23 protein-coding genes are annotated in these 21,454 nt (G+C 73.8%); 9 read left to right on the forward strand and 14 right to left on the reverse strand.

Features of this window, described 5'->3' with window-relative positions; translation table 11 throughout:
• Positions 1-2 precede the first annotated feature (2 nt).
• Complete coding sequence (locus tag ABZ836_RS18440; protein WP_356134868.1) at positions 3-1,220, forward strand: histidine kinase; 1,218 nt, start codon at positions 3-5, stop codon at positions 1,218-1,220.
• A 51-nt stretch (positions 1,221-1,271) separates the two neighbouring features.
• Positions 1,272-1,454: a hypothetical protein gene (locus ABZ836_RS18445; protein WP_356134877.1), complete on the forward strand. Its 183-nt coding sequence runs from the start codon at positions 1,272-1,274 to the stop codon at positions 1,452-1,454.
• A gap of 61 nt (positions 1,455-1,515) precedes the next feature.
• Here ABZ836_RS18445 and ABZ836_RS18450 read toward each other — a convergent pair whose 3' ends face one another.
• The 4 genes from ABZ836_RS18450 to ABZ836_RS18465 all read right to left on the reverse strand — a co-directional run bounded on the left by ABZ836_RS18450 (position 1,516) and on the right by ABZ836_RS18465 (position 5,844).
• Positions 1,516-2,472 carry a cytochrome c oxidase assembly protein gene (locus ABZ836_RS18450; RefSeq protein WP_356134712.1) on the reverse strand — a complete coding sequence of 319 codons (957 nt, stop codon included), beginning with the start codon at positions 2,470-2,472 and terminating at the stop codon, positions 1,516-1,518.
• A gap of 128 nt (positions 2,473-2,600) precedes the next feature.
• The gene (locus ABZ836_RS18455; RefSeq protein WP_356134714.1) at positions 2,601-3,626 is read right to left on the reverse strand and encodes a 6-phosphofructokinase; all 1,026 of its coding nucleotides are present in this window, start codon (positions 3,624-3,626) and stop codon (positions 2,601-2,603) included.
• 200 nt (positions 3,627-3,826) lie between these two features.
• The gene (locus tag ABZ836_RS18460) at positions 3,827-4,555 is read right to left on the reverse strand and encodes a glutamine amidotransferase (protein ID WP_356134716.1); all 729 of its coding nucleotides are present in this window, start codon (positions 4,553-4,555) and stop codon (positions 3,827-3,829) included.
• Between the two features lie 47 nt (positions 4,556-4,602).
• Positions 4,603-5,844 carry a MurT ligase domain-containing protein gene (locus ABZ836_RS18465; protein ID WP_356134718.1) on the reverse strand — a complete coding sequence of 414 codons (1,242 nt, stop codon included), beginning with the start codon at positions 5,842-5,844 and terminating at the stop codon, positions 4,603-4,605.
• A 180-nt stretch (positions 5,845-6,024) separates the two neighbouring features.
• Between ABZ836_RS18465 and def the strand changes: the two genes are divergently transcribed.
• Positions 6,025-6,582, forward strand: coding sequence for a peptide deformylase (gene def / locus ABZ836_RS18470; protein ID WP_356134720.1), 558 nt, complete (start codon positions 6,025-6,027; stop codon positions 6,580-6,582).
• Positions 6,583-6,609: 27 nt separating this feature from the next.
• On the opposite strand, the gene ABZ836_RS18475 is transcribed toward def, so the two are convergent.
• The gene (locus ABZ836_RS18475) at positions 6,610-7,257 is read right to left on the reverse strand and encodes a TetR family transcriptional regulator (RefSeq protein WP_356134722.1); all 648 of its coding nucleotides are present in this window, start codon (positions 7,255-7,257) and stop codon (positions 6,610-6,612) included.
• 223 nt (positions 7,258-7,480) lie between these two features.
• On the opposite strand from ABZ836_RS18475, the gene ABZ836_RS18480 reads away from it, so the two are divergent.
• Positions 7,481-8,710 carry an acyl-CoA dehydrogenase family protein gene (locus ABZ836_RS18480; RefSeq protein ID WP_356134724.1) on the forward strand — a complete coding sequence of 410 codons (1,230 nt, stop codon included), beginning with the start codon at positions 7,481-7,483 and terminating at the stop codon, positions 8,708-8,710.
• Between the two features lie 81 nt (positions 8,711-8,791).
• Here ABZ836_RS18480 and ABZ836_RS18485 read toward each other — a convergent pair whose 3' ends face one another.
• Genes ABZ836_RS18485 through ABZ836_RS18495 form a run of 3 tightly spaced genes read right to left on the reverse strand, consistent with a single transcriptional unit; the run spans position 8,792 to position 11,721 of the window.
• Positions 8,792-9,343, reverse strand: a complete 552-nt coding sequence (locus ABZ836_RS18485; protein ID WP_356134725.1) for a cupin domain-containing protein — start codon at positions 9,341-9,343, stop codon at positions 8,792-8,794.
• 7 nt (positions 9,344-9,350) lie between these two features.
• Positions 9,351-10,574: a cytochrome P450 gene (locus ABZ836_RS18490; protein ID WP_356134727.1), complete on the reverse strand. Its 1,224-nt coding sequence runs from the start codon at positions 10,572-10,574 to the stop codon at positions 9,351-9,353.
• A gap of 46 nt (positions 10,575-10,620) precedes the next feature.
• Positions 10,621-11,721 (reverse strand): type III polyketide synthase, encoded by a 1,101-nt coding sequence (locus tag ABZ836_RS18495; protein WP_356134729.1) that lies wholly within the window; start codon positions 11,719-11,721, stop codon positions 10,621-10,623.
• A 128-nt stretch (positions 11,722-11,849) separates the two neighbouring features.
• Between ABZ836_RS18495 and ABZ836_RS18500 the strand changes: the two genes are divergently transcribed.
• Positions 11,850-12,692 (forward strand): transcriptional regulator, encoded by an 843-nt coding sequence (locus tag ABZ836_RS18500; RefSeq protein WP_361143422.1) that lies wholly within the window; start codon positions 11,850-11,852, stop codon positions 12,690-12,692.
• A 117-nt stretch (positions 12,693-12,809) separates the two neighbouring features.
• Here ABZ836_RS18500 and ABZ836_RS18505 read toward each other — a convergent pair whose 3' ends face one another.
• The 4 genes from ABZ836_RS18505 to ABZ836_RS18520 are packed head-to-tail and all read right to left on the reverse strand — an operon-like array spanning position 12,810 to position 16,495.
• The gene (locus ABZ836_RS18505) at positions 12,810-13,043 is read right to left on the reverse strand and encodes a DUF6213 family protein (protein ID WP_356134732.1); all 234 of its coding nucleotides are present in this window, start codon (positions 13,041-13,043) and stop codon (positions 12,810-12,812) included.
• Between the two features lie 25 nt (positions 13,044-13,068).
• A complete protein-coding gene (locus ABZ836_RS18510; protein WP_356134734.1) occupies positions 13,069-14,454 on the reverse strand; it encodes an NADP-dependent succinic semialdehyde dehydrogenase in 1,386 nt (461 codons plus the stop codon).
• 14 nt (positions 14,455-14,468) lie between these two features.
• The gene (locus ABZ836_RS18515; protein WP_356134736.1) at positions 14,469-14,957 is read right to left on the reverse strand and encodes an NUDIX domain-containing protein; all 489 of its coding nucleotides are present in this window, start codon (positions 14,955-14,957) and stop codon (positions 14,469-14,471) included.
• Complete coding sequence (locus tag ABZ836_RS18520; RefSeq protein ID WP_361143427.1) at positions 14,954-16,495, reverse strand: ATP-dependent DNA ligase; 1,542 nt, start codon at positions 16,493-16,495, stop codon at positions 14,954-14,956. The genes ABZ836_RS18515 and ABZ836_RS18520 overlap by 4 nt, the downstream gene beginning before the upstream one ends.
• Positions 16,496-16,660: 165 nt before the next feature.
• Between ABZ836_RS18520 and ABZ836_RS18525 the strand changes: the two genes are divergently transcribed.
• The 4 genes from ABZ836_RS18525 to ABZ836_RS18540 all read left to right on the forward strand — a co-directional run bounded on the left by ABZ836_RS18525 (position 16,661) and on the right by ABZ836_RS18540 (position 20,286).
• Positions 16,661-17,638 carry an NADPH:quinone oxidoreductase family protein gene (locus tag ABZ836_RS18525; protein WP_356134739.1) on the forward strand — a complete coding sequence of 326 codons (978 nt, stop codon included), beginning with the start codon at positions 16,661-16,663 and terminating at the stop codon, positions 17,636-17,638.
• Positions 17,635-18,816: an acyl-CoA dehydrogenase family protein gene (locus tag ABZ836_RS18530; RefSeq protein WP_356134741.1), complete on the forward strand. Its 1,182-nt coding sequence runs from the start codon at positions 17,635-17,637 to the stop codon at positions 18,814-18,816. The genes ABZ836_RS18525 and ABZ836_RS18530 overlap by 4 nt, the downstream gene beginning before the upstream one ends.
• On the forward strand, positions 18,813-19,931 hold the full coding sequence (locus ABZ836_RS18535) for an acyl-CoA dehydrogenase family protein (RefSeq protein WP_361143430.1): 1,119 nt from the start codon (positions 18,813-18,815) through the stop codon (positions 19,929-19,931). Before ABZ836_RS18530 ends, ABZ836_RS18535 begins: the two co-directional genes overlap by 4 nt.
• 160 nt (positions 19,932-20,091) lie before the next feature.
• Positions 20,092-20,286 carry a hypothetical protein gene (locus ABZ836_RS18540; RefSeq protein ID WP_356134745.1) on the forward strand — a complete coding sequence of 65 codons (195 nt, stop codon included), beginning with the start codon at positions 20,092-20,094 and terminating at the stop codon, positions 20,284-20,286.
• A 106-nt stretch (positions 20,287-20,392) separates the two neighbouring features.
• Here the strand turns inward: ABZ836_RS18540 and ABZ836_RS18545 are convergent, their stop codons facing one another.
• Together ABZ836_RS18545 and ABZ836_RS18550 are read right to left on the reverse strand one after the other, a co-directional pair.
• The gene (locus tag ABZ836_RS18545; protein WP_356134747.1) at positions 20,393-20,746 is read right to left on the reverse strand and encodes a DUF779 domain-containing protein; all 354 of its coding nucleotides are present in this window, start codon (positions 20,744-20,746) and stop codon (positions 20,393-20,395) included.
• Between the two features lie 69 nt (positions 20,747-20,815).
• Positions 20,816-21,361, reverse strand: a complete 546-nt coding sequence (locus ABZ836_RS18550) for a pyridoxamine 5'-phosphate oxidase family protein (RefSeq protein WP_356134749.1) — start codon at positions 21,359-21,361, stop codon at positions 20,816-20,818.
• Between the last annotated feature and the right edge of the window lie 93 nt (positions 21,362-21,454).

The raw sequence follows: 21,454 nt of genomic DNA on the forward strand, positions 1-21,454 counted from the left end.
CCCTGGGCGCCTTCCTCGCCGGGGTCTGCGCGGCCGTGCTGCCGCTGCTGGCCGCCGGGTTCTGGTTCGGCCGCCGCACCGCCCGGCCGTCCTATCCGGCGGGGCTCGGCACACCCGTGGAGCACGCCACCTTCCAGACCCTGCACACCGCCTCGCTGGCCGCCCCGCCGCTGCGCGCCGGGCTCACCGAGGAGACCGCCCGCCGCGCCGCCCGCCGGCTGCGCTCCCTGCTGGGCACCGAGGCCCTCTGCCTCACCGACCGGGAGCGCGTCCTGGTGTGGGACGGCGCGGGCTCCCACCACCGGGCCGAGATCATGGAGCGCCTCGCCGGTCCGCTGGAGTCCGGCCGCGGCGAGGCGTTCCGGCTGCGCTGCGAGACCCCCGACTGCTCCCTGCGCTGGGCCGTCGTCACCCCGCTCACCGTCGACGACCGGGTGCTCGGCGCGCTGGTCGCCTGCGCGCCGGGGGAGTCCGCGGTGCTGGTCCGGGCGGCGGGGGAGGTGGCCCGCTGGGTGTCCGTCCAGCTCGAGCTGGCCGACCTCGACCGGTCCCGGACCCGGCTGATCGAGGCCGAGATCAGGGCGCTGAGGGCGCAGATCTCGCCCCACTTCGTCTTCAACTCGCTCGCCGTGATCGCCTCCTTCGTCCGGACCGACCCGGAGCGCGCCCGGGAGCTGCTGCTGGAGTTCGCCGACTTCACCCGCTACTCCTTCCGGCGGCACGGCGACTTCACCACCCTCGCCGACGAACTGCACGCCATCGACCACTACCTGGCACTGGTCCGCGCCCGCTTCGGCGACCGGCTGGCGGTGACCCTGCAGATCGCCCCCGAGGTGCTGCCGGTCACCCTGCCGTTCCTGTGCCTGCAGCCCCTGGTGGAGAACGCCGTCAAACACGGGCTGGAGGGCCGCGGCGACACGTGCGGCATCGCCATCACCGCCCGGGACGAGGGCGCGGAGGCGGTCGTCGTCATCGAGGACGACGGCGTCGGCATGGACCCCGACGCGCTGCGGCGGATCCTCGCCGGGGAGGCCGGGCCCGGCGGGGGCATCGGCCTGTCCAACGTGGACGACCGGCTCCGGCAGGTCTACGGGGACGACTACGGGCTGGTCATCGAGACGGCCCCGGGCGCCGGGATGAAGGTCACCGTGCGGCTGCCGAAGTACCGGCCCGGGGTGCATCCCGCGGGTCCCGGAACCGGAGGCCTCCGCAGAGGGTGACATCGGGGGCGGGCGGGGCACCATGGGGGTAGCGGACCTGAGGAGGTCGCCATGCCCGTAACACCTGGTTCCAAGATGCCCGGCTCCACCAAGACCATGGGCGCGCTCGCGGTGGGCGGCCTGGTCGTCGTGTCGGCCTACTCGGTGGCCCTCGGCAGCAACGGCTGGCTGTGGTTCGGCTGGCTCGTGCTCGGGGCCCTGTTCCTGGCCCTGGTGGCGCTGCGCGACACCTGACCGGGGACCGGACCCCGAGCGGGGGACCGGGCCCCGGGCGAGGGGGTGGCGCCGCCGGGCGTCAGCCCTGGCGGGCCGAGCCCGCGCGCAGCGAGGCCAGGTACGCGTTGTACGCCTCGAGCTCCGCGTCGCCGTCCCGGTCCGCCGCGCGGTCCTTGCGGCGGCCCTCCCGCTGCTCGGAGCGGTACCACTGGAACAGCAGGGCGATCAGCACCAGCACCGACGGGATCTCGCTGAACGCCCAGGCGATGCCGCCCGCCGCGTTCAGGTCCTCCATGGCGTCGATGCCGAGCGAGGCCGGCGGGTCGGCGAACGCCCCGATCATCGGGGTGGACGCCATCATCAGCGCGATGCCGAAGAACGCGTGGAACGGCATGCCGGCGAAGAGCTCCAGCATCCGCATCAGGTGCCCGGGACGGTGCGGACCGGGGTCCACGCCCATGATCGGCCAGAAGAAGACCACGCCCACCGCGAAGAAGTGCACCATCATCGCGACGTGGCCCAGGTACGAGCCCATCAGGATGTCCACCAGCGGCGTGAAGTACAGCGCGTAGAGGCTGGCGATGAACATCGGGATGGTGAACAGCGGGTGCGTGATCACCCGCATGTACCGGCTGTGCAGCAGCTTCAGCAGCAGCTCGCGGGGGCCCAGGGTGCCGCGGGCGGCGACCGGAAGGGCGCGCAGCGCCAGGGTGACCGGTGCGCCGAGCAGGATCATGATCGGCGAGAGCATGCTCAGCACCATGTGCTGCACCATGTGCACGCTGAACATGACCATGCCGTAGTCGTTCAGCCCGGTGCACATCACCAGCACCACGCTGAGCACACCGGCGACGAAGGACACCGTCCGGCCGACCGGCCAGCGGTCCCCGCGCCGCGTCATCCGCACCACGCCCCAGCCGTAGAGCAGGAGCGCCAGCAGGCAGGCGACGAGGAAGAAGGCGTCCGGGGACCAGGCGAGCCCCCGGGCGAGGGTGAACGGGGGCAGATCCATGGCGCCGTGACCGCTGTGGTCCATCCGCCGGCTCCTGTTTCGTGGGGGTTGTGCAAATCTGTCCGCACCAGACTAGAACCGCCCCCGGCCGTGCCGGCGGCCGGGGGCGGTTCACCTGCGGCCGTGCGGGCTCACAGGCGTCGGGGGCCGGGTCACACCACGGTGGGGACCTCGGCGTACCGCTCCTCGGGGACCGTCTTGAGCGAGGCCACGGCCTCGGCCAGCGGCACGGTGACGATGTCGGTGCCGCGCAGCGCGGTCATCCTGCCGAACTCGCCGCGGTGGACGGCCTCCACCGCGTGCCAGCCGAAGCGGGTCGCCAGGACCCGGTCGTAGGCGGTGGGCGTGCCACCGCGCTGGACGTGGCCCAGGATCACCGGGCGGGCCTCCTTGCCGAGGCGGTGCTCCAGCTCGACCGCCAGCAGGTTGGCGATGCCGGCGAAGCGCTCGTGGCCGTAGGCGTCCTTGCCGCCCTCGGCGAAGTCCATGGTGCCCGGGAGCGGCTTGGCGCCCTCGGCCACGACGACTATCGCGAACCGCTTGCCGGCCTCGAACCGCGCGCCGACCCGCTCGGTCAGCTCCTTGATGTCGAAGGGCCGCTCGGGCACCACAATCGCGTGGGCGCCGGCCGCCATGCCGGAGTGCAGGGCGATCCAGCCGGTGTGCCGCCCCATCACCTCGACGATCAGCACCCGCTGGTGCGACTCGGCGGTGGTCTTCAGCCGGTCCAGGGCCTCCGTGGCCACGCCCACGGCGGTGTCGAAGCCGAAGGTGACGTCGGTGACCGCGATGTCGTTGTCGATGGTCTTGGGCACGCCCACGATGGGCAGCCCGTTGTCGGACAGCAGGCGGGCGGCCTTCAGGGTGCCCTCGCCGCCGATCGGGATGACCGCGTCGAGGCCGAGCTCCTTCAGGTGGCCCTTGGCCCGCTCCACGCCGTCCCGCAGGTGCTCGGGGCGGACGCGGGAGGAGCCGAGGATGGTGCCGCCGCGGGCCAGGATGCCGCCGACGGCGTCCAGGTCCAGCTTGAGGTAGTCGCCCTCCAGCAGGCCCTTCCAGCCGTCGCGGAAACCGATCACCTCGTCGCCGTGGGCGTCGACGGCGCGGTGGACGACGGAGCGGATGACGGCGTTGAGGCCGGGGCAGTCGCCGCCGGAGGTGAGCACACCAATGCGCATGGCGCGGAATACCTTCTGGATGGGGGACGGCACCGGACCGCTTCGTCCGGCTTGACGACCGCCACCCTACCGGCGCGAGGGCCCCCTGCCGAACCCGGCGTCCGACAGCCGGACACCCCCGCTCACCTGTGCGGATGCCCTGTCAAACGGGCTCTCCGCGGGCGAGTTCGGGGGTGTCCCGGAGCGGTGCCGGACGCCGGTCAGGCCGGCTGCGTGGCCGCCGCGATGCGCTCCTGGCGCAGCGCCTCGTACCACCGGTCGTCGACCGGCGGGAGGGCGTTGACGTCGAGGGCGAGCTTCAGCAGGTGGTCCGCGATGTGCGGGTTGCGGGCCAGCACGGGGCCGTGCATGTAGGTGCCGAAGACGGTGTCGTTGTACGCGCCCTCGGTGCCGTCACCGGTGCCGTTGCCGTTGCCGATGCGCACCCGGGCGAGCGGCTTGGCGTTCGGGCCGACGTGCGTCACGCCCTGGTGGTTCTCGAAGCCGGTCAGCGGGGGCAGGCCGAGCCGCGGGTCGATGTCACCGAGGACGTCGCCCACGCAGCGGGCGCCCTCGCCGCGCACCGAGACCACGTCGAGCAGGCCGAGGCCCGGCTCGCGCTGGCCGAGGTCGTTGATGAACTCGTGGCCCAGGATCTGGTAGCCGGCGCAGACCGAGAAGACGATCGCGCCGTTGCCGACCGCGCGGTGCAGGCCGCCGTCACGGCGCAGCCGCTCCGCGGCCAGGCGCTGCGGACGGTCCTCGCCGCCGCCGATCAGGTAGATGTCGCCGGAGGTCGGGATGGGCTGGTCGCTGCGCACGTCGATGCGGGCCACGTCCAGGCCGCGCTGGCGGGCCCGGCGCTCGACGACGAGGGCGTTGCCCTGGTCGCCGTAGGTGCTGAGCAGATCCGGGTAGATCCACACCAGCCGGAGTTGGCTGTCACTCATGAGTCGGTCCTCGAACGGTGAGTCGCGGGTCAGTCGCTGGTCGTGGGTCAGTTGCCGACGCGGCGGCGCAGGTCCTGGAAGGCGGTGTAGTTGGCGATGACCTCGATGCGTCCCGGCGGAGCCAGGCGGGCCGCCTCGTCGAGGTTCTCGCACACCTGGAAGTTCTGGTTGGCGACCTCCAGGCGCACCGCCAGGTCCAGCTTCCGGTCGCCGAGCACGAAGATCGGGTGGCCGGTCAGGCGCGAGTAGTCGACGTCCCACAGCCAGGAGGTGTCGGTGCCGTCCGCGCCGCGGGCGTTCACCGAGAGGATCACCGGGGTCGGCGGCGGGTCGATCAGCGAGAACGTCTCCAGCCAGCCCGCCGGGTTCTTGGCGAGCAGCAGACGCAGGTCGCGGCCCTGGAACTGGACGGTGTCGTACCGGCCGGCCACCGCCTGCACGTGGTACATGCGCTCCAGCGCGACCTGCGGCGGCACGCCGAAGACGGCGGCGACGGCGGCGGAGGAGGTGGCGTTGGCACGGTTGGCGCGGCCGGGGAGCTGGAGGTGGATCGGCCAGGCCGAGCCGTGCGGGTCGAGCACGTGGTCGCCGGAGAGCGCCCAGCTCGGCGTCGGACGGCGGAAGCCGCACTCGCCGCAGAACCAGTCGTCGCCCGGACGCTGCAGCACACCGCCGCAGGACGGGCAGGACCAGGCGTCGTCCTTCCACATCTGGCCGGCCGCGACCCAGATCACGTTGGGCGAGGAGGAGGCGGCCCACACGATCAGCGGGTCGTCGGCGTTGGCGACCACCACGGCCTTGGTGCCGGCCAGGCCCTCACGCCAGTTCTCGGCGACCATGCGGGTCTCGGCGGCGCGGTCCAGCTGGTCGCGGGAGAGGTTCAGCAGCGCGACGCACTGGGGATCGGTCTCGCGGGCGACGGCGATCAGGTACTTCTCGTCGACCTCGATGACGCCGAAGCGGGCCTCGTCACCGCGCTCGGCGAGGGCCGAGGTGATGCCGGCGGGCATGTTGGCGCCCAGCGCGTTGGAGACCACGGGACCGGCCGCGCGCAGCGCCTCGGCGATCAGGCGCGTCGTGGTCGTCTTGCCGTTGGTCGCCGACACGAGCGTGATGTCCAGGCCCTGCGCGAGCCGGGCCAGGAGCTCGGGGTCCAGCTTCAGCGCGACCCGGCCGCCGATCACCGAGCCGCTGCCGCGTCCGGCTGCCCGGGAGACGGCCGCGGCGGTCTTGCCCGCCGTCACGGCCAGCTTGGCCCGCGGCGTCAGCGGGTCCGAGGTGCCTGCCATCAGTTCTCGATCCTCCTTGCGTACGCGCCGCGCGTGAGTCCCGGCAGCGTGTGGTGGCTTCAGCCTATCGAGATCCGCTCACCCGGCCGAATATCGGCATCGCACCGTGACCGGCTGCGACGGAGGACGTGGGGGGCGCGCGGAACCGTCATGGCCTGGGGTGACCGTACCCTGACCGGCATGCGACACGGTTCGATCCCCGGCGCCGACGGGCGCGTGAGACCACTCACCCTGCACGGAGACCCCGTGCTGCACAGGCCTTGCGCGGAGGTGACGGAATTCGGACCGGAGCTCGAACGGCTGGTCGAGGACATGTTCGCCACCATGTACGCGGCGGGCGGGGTGGGGCTCGCGGCGAACCAGGTGGGGGAGGGGCTGCGGGTCTTCGTCTACGACTGCCCGGACGACGAGGACGTCCGCCATCTCGGTCATGTCGTGAATCCCCGGCTGGTGGAGGCCGACGGGGTGACGGTGCGGGGTCCGGAGGGGTGCCTGTCGCTGCCGGGGCTGGAGGCGGGGACGGTGCGGTTCGACCGGGCGGTGGTGCGGGGGCGGTCCGCCGCGGGGGAGCCGGTGGAGGTCGTCGGCACCGGGTTCTTCGCGCGGTGCCTGCAGCACGAGTGCGACCACCTCGACGGCCTCGTCTACCCCGACCGCCTCACCGGCTGGCGCCACCGCCGCCTCCTCCGCCAGGCATCCCGCGCGCCCTGGGCGGCCGGACCGCCCGCCGAGGGGTAGGCGCCGCGGCGGCGCGTGGGGGAGGGGTCAGAAGGCGGGGCCGTCGGCGCGGTCGCCGGCGTCGGCGAGGCGTCCCCACAGGAGATCGGCCAGGCTGCGGACCAGCTCCTCGCGAGGGCACGGCCGCTCCCCGAGCCACCAGTCCCCCGCCGCGTGCATCATGCCCACGATCCCGTGCCCCCAGACCCGCGCGAGCTGCCGCCCGTTCGGCCCCAGGTCCACCCGCTCCTCGATGACCTGCGCCAGGTCCTCGCCCATCCGCCGCAGCAGCGGCGCCGAGTGCCGCCCCACGTCGAACCCGGGCTCGCCGCCGGAGCCGCCGTCCGCCGGGTGCATCAGGAACCGGTACACCTGCGGCCGCGCCTCGATGGCCGCGAGGTACGTGTCGAGCGTCCGCTCCACCCGCTGCCGCCGCTCGGCCGGCGCGTCCAGCGCGGCCCGCAGGGAGTCCAGCAGGGCGTCGGTGTGCCGCTGGGCCAGAGCGGCGTAAAGTCCGCCCTTGTCGCCGAAGTGGCGGTACAGGATCGGCTTGGTGATCCCGGCCTCGGCCGCGATCGCGTTCATGGAGGCGCCCGGGCCGTCGCGGAGCACCACCCGGTCCGCGGCTTCCAGCAGTTCGCGCCGGCGCCGCTCGGTGGACCTCTGCTGGGGGGTCCCCTGCTGCGTCGTCTCCATGGTCGGTGCTCTCCCCACCCGTGCGTTTCCGGTGATGCTTGCGCAAAGTAACACTGATCGGCCCGTGACCGCCCTCCGGCTCGGAACTCGTGGCACTCCCCACACCCGCCGCGAGGGCCCCCTCCTGCGGAAACGGGTGAAAACCAGGTGGGTTGACTTTCCTACCCGCCAGTAACAGACTGCGGTTACCGCAAGTAACACCTTGGGCAGCACTGGAGGGGTCATGGCCGAGTTCACCATGGAACTCAACGACGAGCAGAAGGAGGTCCGGGACTGGCTCCACGGGTTCGCCGCCGATGTGATGCGCCCGGCGGCAGCGGAATGGGACGAGCGCGAGGAGACCCCCTGGCCCATCATCCAGGAGGCGGCCAAGCTGGGCATCTACTCCCTGGACTTCTACGCCCAGCAGTACTTCGACCAGACCGGCCTCGGCCTCCCGATGGCCACCGAGGAGCTGTTCTGGGGCGACGCCGGCATCGCCCTGTCGATCATGGGCACCGGTCTCGCCGCCGTCGGCGTGCTGGCCAACGGCACCAACGAGCAGATCGGCACCTGGATCCCCCAGATGTACGGCACGCCGGACGACGTGAAGGTCGCCGCCTTCTGCTCCTCCGAGCCCGACGCCGGCTCCGACGTGGCCGCCATGCGCACCCGCGCCGTCTACGACGAGGCCAAGGACGAGTGGGTGATCAACGGCACCAAGACCTGGGCGACCAACGGCGGCATCGCCAACGTCCACGTCGTGGTCGCCGTCGTCGACCCCGAGCTCGGCTCCAAGGGCCACGCCTCCTTCATCATCCCGCCGGGCACCGAGGGCCTCTCCCAGGGCCAGAAGTTCCAGAAGCACGGCATCCGCGCCTCGCACACCGCCGAGGTCATCCTCGACAACGTGCGGGTCCCCGGTTCCTGCCTGCTCGGCGGCAAGGAGAAGCTGGACGAGCGCCTCGCCCGCGCCCGCGAGAAGGCGAGGAAGGCCGGCGGCGAGCGCGTGAAGAACGCCGCCATGGCGACCTTCGAGGCCTCCCGCCCGGTGGTCGGCGCCATGGCCGTCGGCACCGCCCGCGCCGCCTACGACTACGCCCTGGAGTACGCCAGGACCCGCGTCCAGTTCGGCCGCCCGATCATCGACAACCAGGGCGTGGCCTTCCAGCTGGCCGACATGCGCACCAGCGTCGACGCGGCACGTCTGCTGGTGTGGCGCGCCTCCTGGATGGCGGTCAACGGCAAGCCGTTCGACGGCGCCGAGGGCTCGCAGTCCAAGCTCTTCGCGAGCGAGACGGCCAAGAAGGTCACCGCCCAGGCGGTCCAGATCCTGGGCGGCAACGGCTTCACCCGCGAGTACCCGGTGGAGCGGATGCACCGGGACGCGGCCATCTACACCATCTTCGAGGGCACGAGCGAGATCCAGCGCCTGGTCATCGCCCGCACCATCTCCGGCGTCCACGTCCGCTGAACCGGAGCGGCTCCGGCAGCGCTCCGGTACGGCTCCGGTACCGCTCCGAGGGGGCGCGGGAAGGGTCCCGCGCCCCCTCGGTCACGGGGTGACGCCGGCCGCCTGGACCGCGCCGCCGTGGCGGAGCGGGGTGAGCTGCTGGATGTCGTAGCGGGCCCGCAGCGCCTCGATCGCCGCCTCGTCCGGCGGGCCGCCGGACGAGAGGATCTCGAGGAGTTCCTCGAAGTACCGCTCGTGGTCCGGCGGCGGCGCGGCCTGGAAGAACATCCGGGCCGGGGTGTCCGTCGGGTTGGCGAAGGCGTGCGGGCACCCCGGCGGCACGGCGATCACCGTGCCCGGGGTGGCGCGCACCACCCGGTTGCCCGAGAGGGACTCCCAGTGCCGCCAGTTGTCCGGCGTGCGCACCCGCGGCTCGAAGGCGAGCACGTCCAGCTCGCCCTCCAGGACGTAGAACAGCTCCTCGCTGCGGGTGTGGACGTGCGCGCCGACGTCGAAGCCGGGCGGCACGACCACCTCGAAGCTGGACGCCGTCCGCGAGTGCGCGCCCGTGACCTTGAACGTCACGTGCTGGGCGGGCGTGGCCACCGTGCGGCCGGCGCCGGGCGGCACCAGCAGGCCTTCCGTCACGGTCATCGGCGGCTCACCAGGTGACCGGGAGGGACTCGGGCCCGCGGATCAGCGCGCCCTTGCGGAACGGCACCTGCTCGGCCGGCACCGCGAGCCGCAGCCCCGGCACCCGGTCCAGCAGGGCGTCGACCAGCAGCTGGGACTCCATCCGCGCCAGCATGCCGCCCACGCAGTAGTGCGGGCCGAAGCCGAAGGCGACGTGCGGGTTGGGGTTGCGGTCGAGGTCGATCCGGTCGGGGTCCGGGAAGACCTCGGGATCCCGGTTGGCGGCGAGGTAGGAGTTGTAGACCACGTCGCCCTTGCGGATCCGCACCCCCCGGATCTCCACGTCCTCCGTGGCGATCCGGGACAGCCCGACCGCGTTGCGGTGCGGGATGTACCGCAGCAGCTCCTCGACCGCCCGCGGCCGGACGCCGGGCTCGGCGCGCAGCCGTTCGGCCAGCTCGGGGCGGGTCATCAGCAGGTAGAACATCTGCCCGCTGTTGTTGGTGACCGCCTCGCCGCCGATCTGCACCAGCACCGCCAGCCCGACGGCCTCCCGCACGGTGATCTCGCCGCGGCCGACGGCTGCGCCGAGCAGCGAGGTGACGTCCTCGCCGTCGCTGTCCCGCCGCTCCTCCACCAGCCGGGTGAAGTAGGCGGCCATGTCCTCGCGCGCCCGTGTGCTGACCTCGGCACCGTGGGACTGGGACAGGATCCGCTGGGTCCAGTCGTGCATCAGGTCCCGGTCCGAGGCCGGGACGCCCATCAGCTCGCAGACCACGGCGATCGGGAAGGGGCTGAGCACGGCCTCGGTGAGGTCGGCCGGCGGACCCTTGGCGAGCAGGTCGTCCACCAGCTCGTCCAGCAGGCGCCGGGACCGCTCCCGCACCCGCTCCACGCCGCGCGCGGTGAACGCGGAGGCCACCGAGCGGCGCAGCCGGGTGTGGTCCGGCGGGTCGAGGAAGCCGACCGCGTCCGAACCGGGGATGAAGTGCGGGGCCAGCCGGGTGACCGGGCGGCCCATCACCTCGGCCCGGCTGAACCTCGGGTCGTTGGTCACGGCGCGGACGTCGTCGTAGCGGGTGACGAGCCAGGCCCAGCCCTCGCCGTTGGGCAGCGAGATCCGGGTGACCGGGCCCTCGCGCATCAGCTCGGTGAGGACCGGGTCGAAGTCGGCGCCGTGCAGGTCGATCGCCGGCCAGTCCCGTACCGGGGGCAGGGCCGAGGCGGTCGCCTCGTCGGTGGTGGAGGTCATCTCTGGTGTCGTCTCCGTCCGGGTCTCGGACCCCGTCGTCGGCGTGTCACGCCGGCACCCCCAGCGACCGGTCCGCCGCGTTCCGTGCCGTCGAGGTGCTGTCGACCTGCCAGCTGCCGATGGACATCTCCGCGGTGATGCCGGGCCCGAAGCCGGCCAGCATGCCGCGGGCGCCGTCCTCGGCCCCGCCCTCCTCGAACATGCGGCGCAGCGCGTCCAGGACGACGGCGCTGGCGATGTTCCCGTACTCGGTGAGGGTGGCGCGGCTGAACCGGAAGGCGTGCGGCTCGACGCGCAGGTACTTGCTCAGGTCGTCGAGGATGCGCGGCCCGCCGGCGTGGATGATGTAGAAGTCCAGGTCGGAGGCGTTCCAGTTGTGGGCCCTGGCCAGGTCGTGCAGGGCGGGGGCCAGCGGCTCCATCGTGCCGGGCACCCGCTTGTCCAGCAGGAAGTGGAAGCCGGTCGCCCGGACGTCGTACGAGATCCAGTCCTCGGTCCTCGGGATCAGGTACGAGCCGTTGCGCTCCAGGCGCATGCCGGTGCCGCCCCGTCCGCGGACCACGGCCGCGGCGATGCCGTCGCCGAACAGGCCGTTGGACAGCAGGGAGCCGACACCGAGGTCGGTGGGCTGGTAGCAGAGCGAGCAGAACTCGCACGCCACGATCAGCGCGTTGGCCTCCGGGTAGGCGGTGCAGAAGTCGTGTGCCCGGTTGACGGCGGCTCCGCCGGCCGCGCAGCCGAGCTGGGCGATCGGTATCTGCCGCGTGGTGGACGGGAAGCCCATCTCGTTGATCAGCCAGGCCGTCATCGAGGGCATCATGAAGCCCGTGCACGAGACGTACAGGATGACGTCGATGTCTTCCGGCCGGACCTCGGCGTTGTCCAGGGCCTCCCGTACGACGGCGGGGACACGGGACTTGGCCTCGGCCTCGTAGATCTTGTTGCGGTCCGCGAAGCCGGGGTGCTTCAGGGTCTCCTCGATCGGCTGCACGATGTGCCGGGTGCGGACCCCGGTGTTCTCGATCAGCCGCAGGGCGAGGGGTAGTTGCGGGTGGTCATGGTGACGGGAGCGCGCCAGTTCGAGCGTCTCCTCCATGGTGATCACGTGCTCCGGCACGGACACCGAGGGTTTGCACAACGTGGCCATGTGGGCGCACCTGCTTTCGTGGGGGTGTGGCGGTGCATCCCCCAGCCTCACCCGCCGGGGCGCGGAAATCGCGCGGTGGTGGTCCAACCGGGGAAGGGTGACGGCAGGAGCGAGGACGGGAGAGCGGGATGGGGCGCTGGACGGCCGGGGAACTGCTGGAGAGGGCCAGGGCGGAGTTCGCGCCCGACCCCGCGGCGAACCGTGCGGTGCCGTTGGTCGAACGGGGCGAGGCCCCCCTGGAGCTGCTGCGGGCGCTGGCGCTGGAGGAGCGGGCGGTGGTCGCGGCCGACCGGCGGGCCTTCCTGCGGCTCGCCGAACGCGCGGCCGGGATGCCCCGGTGCGCCGCCTACTACGCCGAGTTGGCACGCGGCGAGGAGGTGGCCGCGGCGCGGCTCGAGGACTTCGCCCGCGCGGTCGGCGCGGTCGGCGGCAGCGGCGGCGACGGCGTGAGCGGCCTGGGCGGCGGGAACGGTGGCGGCGACGGCAGCGGCGGGAGCGGGTCCCGGTGGGGGCGCGGCGGGGCCAGGGACGGCCGGGAGGGCGGAGTCGGCCCCGGCCCCGGCTCAGGCGCGGGCGCGCACGCGCGACGGGCGGACCGGACGGGCGACGGGGACGGGGACGGTGATGCCCTGCGGCCCGGCTGCCAGGCCTACCCGGCCTTCGTCGCCTGGCTGGCGCTCAACGCCGCCCCGGCCGGCACCGTGCTGGCACTGGCCGCCAACTTCGCCGCGTGGGGCGGCTATTGCGGCCGGATCGCGACGGGTCTGCGGGAGCACTACGGGCTGGACGACAGGGCGTGCGCCTTCTTCGACCTGTTCGCCGCACCGTCCCCGGAGCACGAGCGGACGGTGCTGGCCGCCGTCCAGGAGTGGGCCGAGGCGGGGCGGATCGACGAGGCGGCCGTGCGGAGGCACGGCCGCCTGCTGCGTGCCTACGAGGCCGGGTTCTGGGACGCGCTGGTCGACGGGTAGCGAGCGGAGCGGCCGGGCGGCGGTCCGGCCGGGCGGCGGCGGGGTGGCGGCGGCGCGCAGGCGGGGACGGGCGGGCGACGGGAGGGCGACGGGCGAGGGACGGACGAGGGGCGGACGTCAGGGGCGGTCGCTGCTGTGGGCGATGCAGGCCACGTCGATCCGGTCGGCCAGCTTGGCGAGTTCGATGGTCAGCGCCGCCACGGTGTCCTCGTCCAGGTCGTCCCGGCCGTCCTCGACCAGCCGCAACCACCGCCCGCCGACCGTACGCAGCAACTTGCTGACATCGGCGGCCGCCACCTGCAACGTGCCGCGGTTGTCGACGATCAGGGGGAGTGTCACTTCGCGGTTCACAAAGGGGATGGTAGACCCGTAAGGGTCACGCTCCGTGCCAAACGGTGGTGATGTTGCAGAACTCCCGGATCCCGTGGCCGGAAAGCTCCCGTCCGTAGCCGGACCGCTTCACTCCGCCGAACGGGAACGCCGGATGCGAGGCGGTCATCCCGTTGACGTAGACCCCGCCCGCCTCCAGGTCCCGGGCGAAGCGTTCGACCTCCGCCTCGTCGTCCGTCCAGACGTTGGAACTCAGCCCGAACGACGTGTCGTTGGCGATGGCGACCGCCTCGTCCAGGTCGGCCGCCCGGTACAGGGTGGCCACCGGGCCGAAGGTCTCCTCGCGGTGGACGCGCATCTCGGGGGTGATGCCGGCCAGCACCGTCGGCTCGTAGAACCAGCCCGGCCGGTCGGGGCGGCGGCCGCCGCAGAGCACCTCGGCGCCCTGCGCCACCGCGTCGTCGACCAGTTCCTCGAGGTCGGCGCGGCCCTTCTCGGAGGAGAGCGGGCCCACGTCGGTGGACTCCTCCAGCGGGTCGCCGGTCCGCAGGGCGCGGATGCCCGCGACGAACCGTTCGGCGAAGGCGTCGTAGACGTCGGCGTGCACGACGAACCGCTTGGCGGCGATGCAGGACTGGCCGGCGTTCTGGGTGCGCGCGGTGACGGCCACCTCGGCCGCCCGGTCCAGGTCGGCGGAGGGCATCACCACGTACGGGTCGCTGCCGCCCAGCTCCAGCACCGTGTGCTTGATCTCGTCGCCGGCGGCGGCGGCCACCGCGCGCCCGGCGGGCTCGCTGCCGGTGAGGGTGGCGGCCCGCACCCGCGGGTCCCGCACGACCTTCTCGACGTCGGCGGAGCCGATCAGCAACGTCTGGAAACAGCCCTCCGGGAAGCCGGCCCGGCGGAACAGGCCGTCCAGGTAGAGGGCGGTCTGCGGGACGTTCGACGCGTGCTTGAGCAGGCCGACGTTGCCGGCCATCAGGGCGGGCGCGGCGAACCGGACCACCTGCCAGAGCGGGAAGTTCCACGGCATCACGGCCAGCACCGGGCCCATCGGCCGGTAGCGGACCACCGCCCGTGAGCCGCCGGAGTCCGCCACGTCGGCCGGGTCCGGGTGCTCGTCGGCCAGCAGCGCCTCGGCGCGGTCCGCGTACCAGCGCATCGCCTTGACGCACTTGGCGGCCTCCGCGCGGGCCTGCCCGACCGGCTTGCCCATCTCGGTGGTGACCGTCCGGGCGATCTCCTCGGACTCCGCCTCCAGCAGGTCGGCGGCGCGGTGCAGCAGCCGTGAGCGCTCCGCGAAGGAGGTGGTCCGGTAGGACCGGAAGGCCGCGTCGGCCGCGGCGAGCCTGCGCTCCACCTCGTCCGCGTCGATGGCGTCGAACGTCCGGACCGTCTCACCGGTCGCCGGGTTCACGGTGGCGATGGGCATGCCCGACCAACTCCTCACTCGCTGTGCGGTTCGCTCCCGTGCGAGTGCTCAGCGAGGCGGCGGAGAAACTCCGCCTGCGCCTTCACGACCAGGCCGGCCGCCCGGTCGACGGGCAGCCAGGCGACGCGGTCGAGCTCGGGGAAGACGCGCGTGCGCCCCGATCCGCGCGGCCACTCCAGCTCGAAGGTGCCCGGTACGACGGCCGCGGGGTCCAGGTCCGCCTCCACCGCCCAGACCGTCACCCTCTTGCCGCCCGCCTGGCGGACCTCGCCCAGCGGCACGGCGGGGCCGTCCGGCGGCTCCAGCCCCAGCTCCTCCCGGAACTCGCGCCGCGCCGCCGCCCACGGCTCCTCGTCCTCGTCGTACTCCCCCTTGGGGATCGTCCAGGCGCCGGCCTCGCGCCGGGCGAAGAACGGGCCGCCCATGTGGCCCAGCAGCACCTCGACGCGGCCGTCCGCGCCCCGGCGGTGCAGCAGCAGCCCGGCGCTGCGGGGACCGCTCACGGCACGACCCCGGGGTGCGCGGCGAGCAGGGTCTCCACGGTGTCGGCCTCGGAGGCCGGCTTGTCGTCCCGGTAGCGCAGCACCCGGGCGAAGCGGAGGGCGACGCCCGCCGGATAGCGGCTCGAGCGCTGGATGCCGTCGTAGGCGATCTCCACCACCTGCTCGGGGCGGACGGTGACGCCCCAGGGGTGGTGCTCCACGGCCAGTTCCTGGAAGCGCTCGGTCTGCCGGCGGAGCAGTTCGTCGGTCATGCCCTTGAAGGTCTTGCCGAGCATCGCGAAGCCGCCGTCGGCGGTGCGGGCGCCCAGGTGCAGGTTGGAGAGCTTCCCGGCCCGCCGTCCGTGACCCCATTCCGCCGCGAGCACCACCAGGTCCAGGGTGTGCACCGGCTTCACCTTCAGCCAGCCCGCCCCGCGGCGGCCGGCGCTGTAGGGGGTGTCCAGCGACTTGACGACCACGCCCTCGTGGCCGCGCTCGAGCGTGGCGGCGAGGAACCGCTCCGCCTCGGCGGCCTCCCCGGGCCCCTCCACCACGAGCCGCCGCACCCGCCGCGGCTCGGGCGTCAGCCGGGCCAGTTCGGCGTGGCGCTCGGCGAACGGCAGGTCCAGCAGGTCGCGGCCGTCCACGTGGAGGACGTCGAAGAAGACGGGGGACACCGGCACCGCGCGGGCGGCGGTGGCCACGTCGGTGCGGGAACCGATCCGCCCGGCGGTCTCCTGGAAGGGGCGGGGGCGGTCCCGCTCGTCCAGGGCGATCACCTCGCCGTCCAGGATGAGCCGCTCGCCGCCCAGCTCGTGGGCGGCGGCGACCACCTCGGGGAGGCGGTCGGTGATGTCGTCCAGGGTGCGGGTGAAGACGCGCACCGTGTCGCCGTCGCGGTGGACCTGCACGCGGATGCCGTCCAGCTTCTCCTCGACGGCGGCCGCGCCGCCCAGCCGGGCGACCGCCTCGGTGACCGAGGCGGCGCTCTGCGCGAGCATCGGCAGCACCGGACGGCCCACGGTCAGGCGGAAGCGGTCCAGGGCGGGCGGGCCGTCGGCCAGCAGCGCCTCGGCGACCGGGGCGAGCCCGCCGGCCAGCATCACCGCCCTGCGGACGTCCTCCGGGGCGGCGCCGGACGCCTCGGCGAGACCGTCCGCGGCGGCGGCGTCCAGCGCTCCCTGGCGGACCTCGCCGGTGAGCAGGGCGACCAGGAAGGCCTGCTCCTCCTCGGTGGCGCGCGACATGAGCGAGGTGACCAGGCGGGCGCGTTCGGCCTGCGCGCCGGGTCCGGAGACGGACTTCAGCGCGCTCAGCTCACGGTCGGTGCCGAGCACCGTGAGGGAGGGCTCCACCGCGGGCGGGACGGGGGCGCCGAGGGTCTTCCAGCCGACGCCCAGCCGGCCCTGGGGCAGGCGGCCCGCCAGGTAGGGGATCACCACGGGCACGTCCTCGGGCTCCGCCTCCCGGAACAACCCGGCGAGCAGCGCCTTCTTGCGGGATCGTGAGGAGGTGGCGGCGACCTCGCGCGACACGGCGGCAACACGCACCAGCAACATGCCGTCCAGGTTCCCAGCGGGAGCCCGCTCATCCCGCCCGGCGGTTCCTCGTCCCGGAGGGTTCCCTGGGATCAAGCGACCGCTTAGTATGCGCGCGGGACGAAGCGACGACGCCCGACGGTCGGCGACGTCGGCAAGAACACCGGCACCCGTGGGAGGCCCACCATGCAGGCATGGCACGTGCACGAGAACGGCGCACCCCGCGAGGTGATGCGCCCGGTGGAGGCCGAACCGCCCCGGCCGGGGGACGGCCAGGTCCTGCTCAAGGTGCGCGCCGCCAACGTCAACTTCCCCGACGCCCTGATGTGCCGGGGCGAGTACCAGGTGCGGCCCCCGCTGCCCTTCACCCCCGGCCTGGAGTTCTGCGGGGAGACGGAGGACGGCCGGCGGGTCCTGGCGACCGCCGCGCTGCCGCACGGAGGCTTCGCCGAGTACGCCCTCGCCGACGCCCGCGGCCTGCTCCCCGCCCCGGAGGCGCTCGACGACGCGGAGGCCGCGGCGCTGCACATCGGCTACCAGACCGGCTGGTTCGGCCTGCACCGGCGCGCCGCGCTCCAGGCCGGCGAGACCCTGCTGGTGCACGCCGCCTCCGGCGGCGTCGGCACCGCCGCCGTCCAGCTCGGCAAGGCCGCCGGGGCCACCGTCATCGGCGTGGTGGGCGGCGAGGAGAAGGCCGCCGTCGCCCGCGAGCTGGGCTGCGACGTGGTGATCGACCGCAAGTCCCAGGACGTGATCGCCACCGTCAAGGAGGTCACCGGCGGCCGGGGCGCCGACGTGATCTACGACCCGGTGGGCGGCGAGGCGTTCCGGCAGTCCACCAAGGTGGTCGCCTTCGAGGGCCGCATCGTGGTCGTCGGCTTCGCCAGCGGCACCATCCCGAACGCCGCCCTCAACCACGCGCTGGTGAAGAACTACTCCATCCTCGGCCTGCACTGGGGCCTGTACAACACCAAGAACCCGAAGCTGGTCCAGCACTGCCACGAGCAGCTGACCGAGCTGGCCGCCAACGGCGCCGTCCGGCCGCTGGTGAGCGAGCGGGTGCCGCTGAGCGGAGCCGCCGACGCCGTGCAGCGGGTCTGGGAAGGCGCCACCACCGGCCGGGTCGTGGTCGTCCCCTCGCTGGAGAACGGAGCCGCGGCATGACCGGCGCCGACGACCTGCGCCGCCTGACCCGGGACCTCCTGGCCGCGCACCCGCCCGCCACCACCGACCGCAAGGCCTTCCTGGAGGCCCGCTTCGACGCCGGCCTGGCCTGGGTCCACTTCCCCGAGGGCCTCGGCGGCCTCGGCCTGCCGCGCACCCTGCAGTCCGTGGTGGAGGCCGAGCTGGCCGCCGCCGGGGCTCCCGACAACGACCCGCGCCGGATCGGCATCGGCCTCGGCATGGCCGCGCCGACCATCCTCCAGTACGGCACCGAGGAACAGAAGCGGCGCTTCCTGCGCCCGCTGTGGCTCGGCGAGGAGGTCTGGTGCCAGCTCTTCAGCGAGCCCGGCGCCGGATCCGACCTCGCCGCCCTCGGTACGCGCGCCGTGCGGGACGGCGAGGACTGGGTGGTCGACGGCCAGAAGGTGTGGACGTCCAGCGCCCACATCGCCCGCTGGGCCATCCTGATCGCCCGCACCGACCCGGACGTGCCCAAGCACCGCGGCATCACCTACTTCGTCTGCGACATGACCGACCCCGGCGTCGAGGTCCGCCCGCTGCGGCAGATCACCGGCGAGGCCGAGTTCAACGAGGTGTTCCTCAGCGGCGTCCGCATCCCCGACGACCGCCGCCTCGGCGAGGTCGGCGACGGCTGGCGGGTCGCGCAGACCACCCTCAACAACGAGCGCGTCGCCATCGGCGGCTCGCCGATCCCCCGCGAGGGCGGCATGATCGGCAAGGTCGCCGCCACCTGGCGCGAACGGCCGGAGCTGCGCACCCACGACCTCCACCAGCGGCTGCTCGACCTGTGGGTGGAGGCCGAGGCGGCCCGCCTCACCGGCGCGCGGCTGCGCCAGCAGCTGGTCGCCGGACAGCCCGGCCCCGAGGGCGCCGGGATGAAGCTGGGCTTCGCCCGCCTCAACCAGCTGATCAGCGGACTCGAGGTGGAACTCCTCGGCGAGGAAGGCCTGCTGTACGAGGACTGGACGATGGTCCGTCCCGACAAGGTCGACTTCACCGGCCGCGACGCCGGATACCGCTACCTGCGCGCCAAGGGCAACAGCATCGAGGGCGGGACCAGCGAGGTCCTGCTGAACATCGTCGCCGAACGCGTGCTGGGCCTGCCCGGCGAACCGCGCACCGACAAGGACGTCGCCTGGAAGGACCTGGCCCGATGAGCGCCCCCGCCACCACCCCGGACCTGCTGTACTCGCAGGAGGAGGAAGACCTCCGCGCCGCCGTCCGCGACCTGCTCTCCGACCGGTGCGAGCAGTCCGCCGTGCTCGCCCGCACCGAGTCCGGCGAACCGCACGACCGGACGCTGTGGAAGAGCCTCGCCGAGGACATGGGCCTGGCCGGCCTGCTCGTCCCCGAGGAACGCGGCGGCCAGGGCGCCGGCCACCGGGAGGCGGCCGTCGTGCTGGAGGAACTCGGCCGCGCCGTCGCGCCGGTGCCGTACCTGACCAGCGCCGTCGTGGCCACCGAGGCCCTGCTGGCCTGCTCCGGCGAGGAGGCGGACCGGCTGCTCGCCGCCCTGGCCTCCGGCCGGACGGTCGGCGTCCTCGCCGTCGCCCTGACCACCGCCCCCGGCGACACCCCGCGCGCCGCCCGGGTCGGGAACGGCGCGCTCCACGGCGCGTTCACCGGCGTCGCCGACGCCCGGGCCGCCGACGTGCTGCTGGTCCCCGGCGAGGACGGCGCCCTGTACGCGGTCGACACGGCGGCCGACGGCGTCACCGTCACCCCGCGGGTCTCCCTCGACCTGACGCGGCCGGTGGACACCGTCACCCTCGCCGGGGCCGCCGCCTCGCGCGTCGGGGACGACGCCTCCGGCGCCGTCGCGCGCGCCCTGCGGGCCGGGGCGGGGCTGCTCGCCTCCGAGCAGCTCGGCGTCGCCGAGCGGGTGCTGACCGGGACGGTCGGCTACCTCAAGGAACGCCGGCAGTTCAACCGGCAGGTCGGCGGCTTCCAGGCGCTCAAGCACCGGCTGGCCGCGATCTGGCTGGAGGTGGTCAACCTCCGCGCCACCGCCCGCAACGCCGCCGACGCGCTGGCGGCCGGCAGCGCGGACGCCGAGGTGGCGGTCGCCGTCGCCCAGGTGTACGGGAGCCGGGTCGCCGTCCACGCGGCCGAGGAGGCGGTGCAGCTCCACGGCGGCATCGGCATGACCTGGGAGCACCCGACGCACCTCTACCTCAAGCGCGCCAAGGCCGACTCCCTCGCCTACGGCGCCGCCGGACGGCACAAGGAACGCCTGGCCGCACTGGTCGACCTGCCGGGGCCGTCGGCCTAGGAACGGTCCGGGACGGCGGGCCGTTCACCCGGCCCGCCGTCTCCCGCCCGGGGGACACCACACGTTCGGCGGACACGTCAACCACCGGCCCGTTCCTCCCCTTGCGCCACACTTGCGGCCGAAAGCCGTGAAACGGGCGCGCAGTGGAGGAGATTTCCTGATGGCCATTTCCATCTCTGTGGTGGTCCTGCTGCTGATCCTGGCCGCCATCCTGCTGCGCTGCGGATCGCTCAAGCTCTCGCACGCCACGATCTGCGTGCTGCTCGGGTTCTGCCTGGCCGGCACCAGCATGGCCCCCACCATCCACAACGGCCTCGCCGCCACGACGGAGATCGTCAGCGGCCTCCATCCGTGACCGCGCGGAAGGTGAGCGCGCCGAACGTGAGCGCGCGGAAGGTTCCTGCGCGGACCATGACCGGCGCGGGGCCCGACGGGTACGGAACGTCGGTGCCGCCCGGTCCTCAGAGCAGGCGGGAGCGGATCAGGAAGCGGACGCCCTCCGGGGCCTCCAGCGAGAAACCGCTGCCCCGGCCGGGGACGACGTCCACGATCAGCCGGGTGTGCCGCCAGACCTCGTACTGGGAGCGGGACATCCAGAACCCGACCGGCCGCTCCACGCCGTCGACGCGCAGCTCGGCGAGGCGGACGTCGGAGTCCCCGGTGCGGAACTCGCCCTCCGGGTAGCACATCGGGGCGCTGCCGTCGCAGCAGCCCCCGGACTGGTGGAACATCAGGGGCCCGTGCCGCTCGCTCAGCCGCCGCACCAGGCGGGCCGCCTCCTCGGTGAGCTCCACACGTGCGGTGTCGTCGTCCATGCCGCCATCCCAGCGGGTCCGAGGTTGCGACCACGTTGCGCCGCGGGCGGCCCGGTGGGCCGGTGCCGGTCAGTCGGCGCCGCCGTCCTCCCGGACCAGCAGCACCCCGTTGATCAGTTCGGGGCGGATCCGCACCGGGCGCTGGGCGTGCGGCGGGCCCAGCGGACGCAGCAGGGACCGGTAGCGCTCCAGGTCCCCGGCGTCCTCCACCGGCAGCGCGTAGCCGGTGACCGAGACGCTCCAGCCCAGGTGGGTCCGCGGGTCGAGGGAGCCCGCCTCGTACGCCACCACCACGCCGGGCCCGCCGTCCGGCAGACCCCGGGGCAGCAGCGCCGCGGCGTCCGGGGTGCGGATGACGATGTGACCGTCGTCCAGCAGATGGCTGACCGGGCGGACGGTCGGCAGCGCCTGCCGGGTGAAGACCAGGCGGCCCAGCGACACGGTCGCCATCAGCCGCAGCGCCTCCGCCGCGTCGAGGGGAATGCTCCGGCGGGCCTCGGGACGGAGTTCGGGGCCGAGGGCCTCGGGGCGGTGGGGCCCGGCGCCCGGGGAGGGCTCGGCGGGACCGCCACCGCTCGCCGTCGCGGTGCGCGGGGTGGCCTTGTCGAGGTGCATGGGCGTGTCCAGAGGTCGGGGCCGGGGCCTGGCGCGGACCGGGTGGTCGGGCTCCCCATGCAACAGGGCGCCACACCCGTACGCCAGGGTCCT

This window comes from Streptomyces sp. NPDC047130, from assembly GCF_040643475.1.
In the GTDB taxonomy this organism is placed as follows: Bacteria; Actinomycetota; Actinomycetes; order Streptomycetales; family Streptomycetaceae; genus Streptomyces.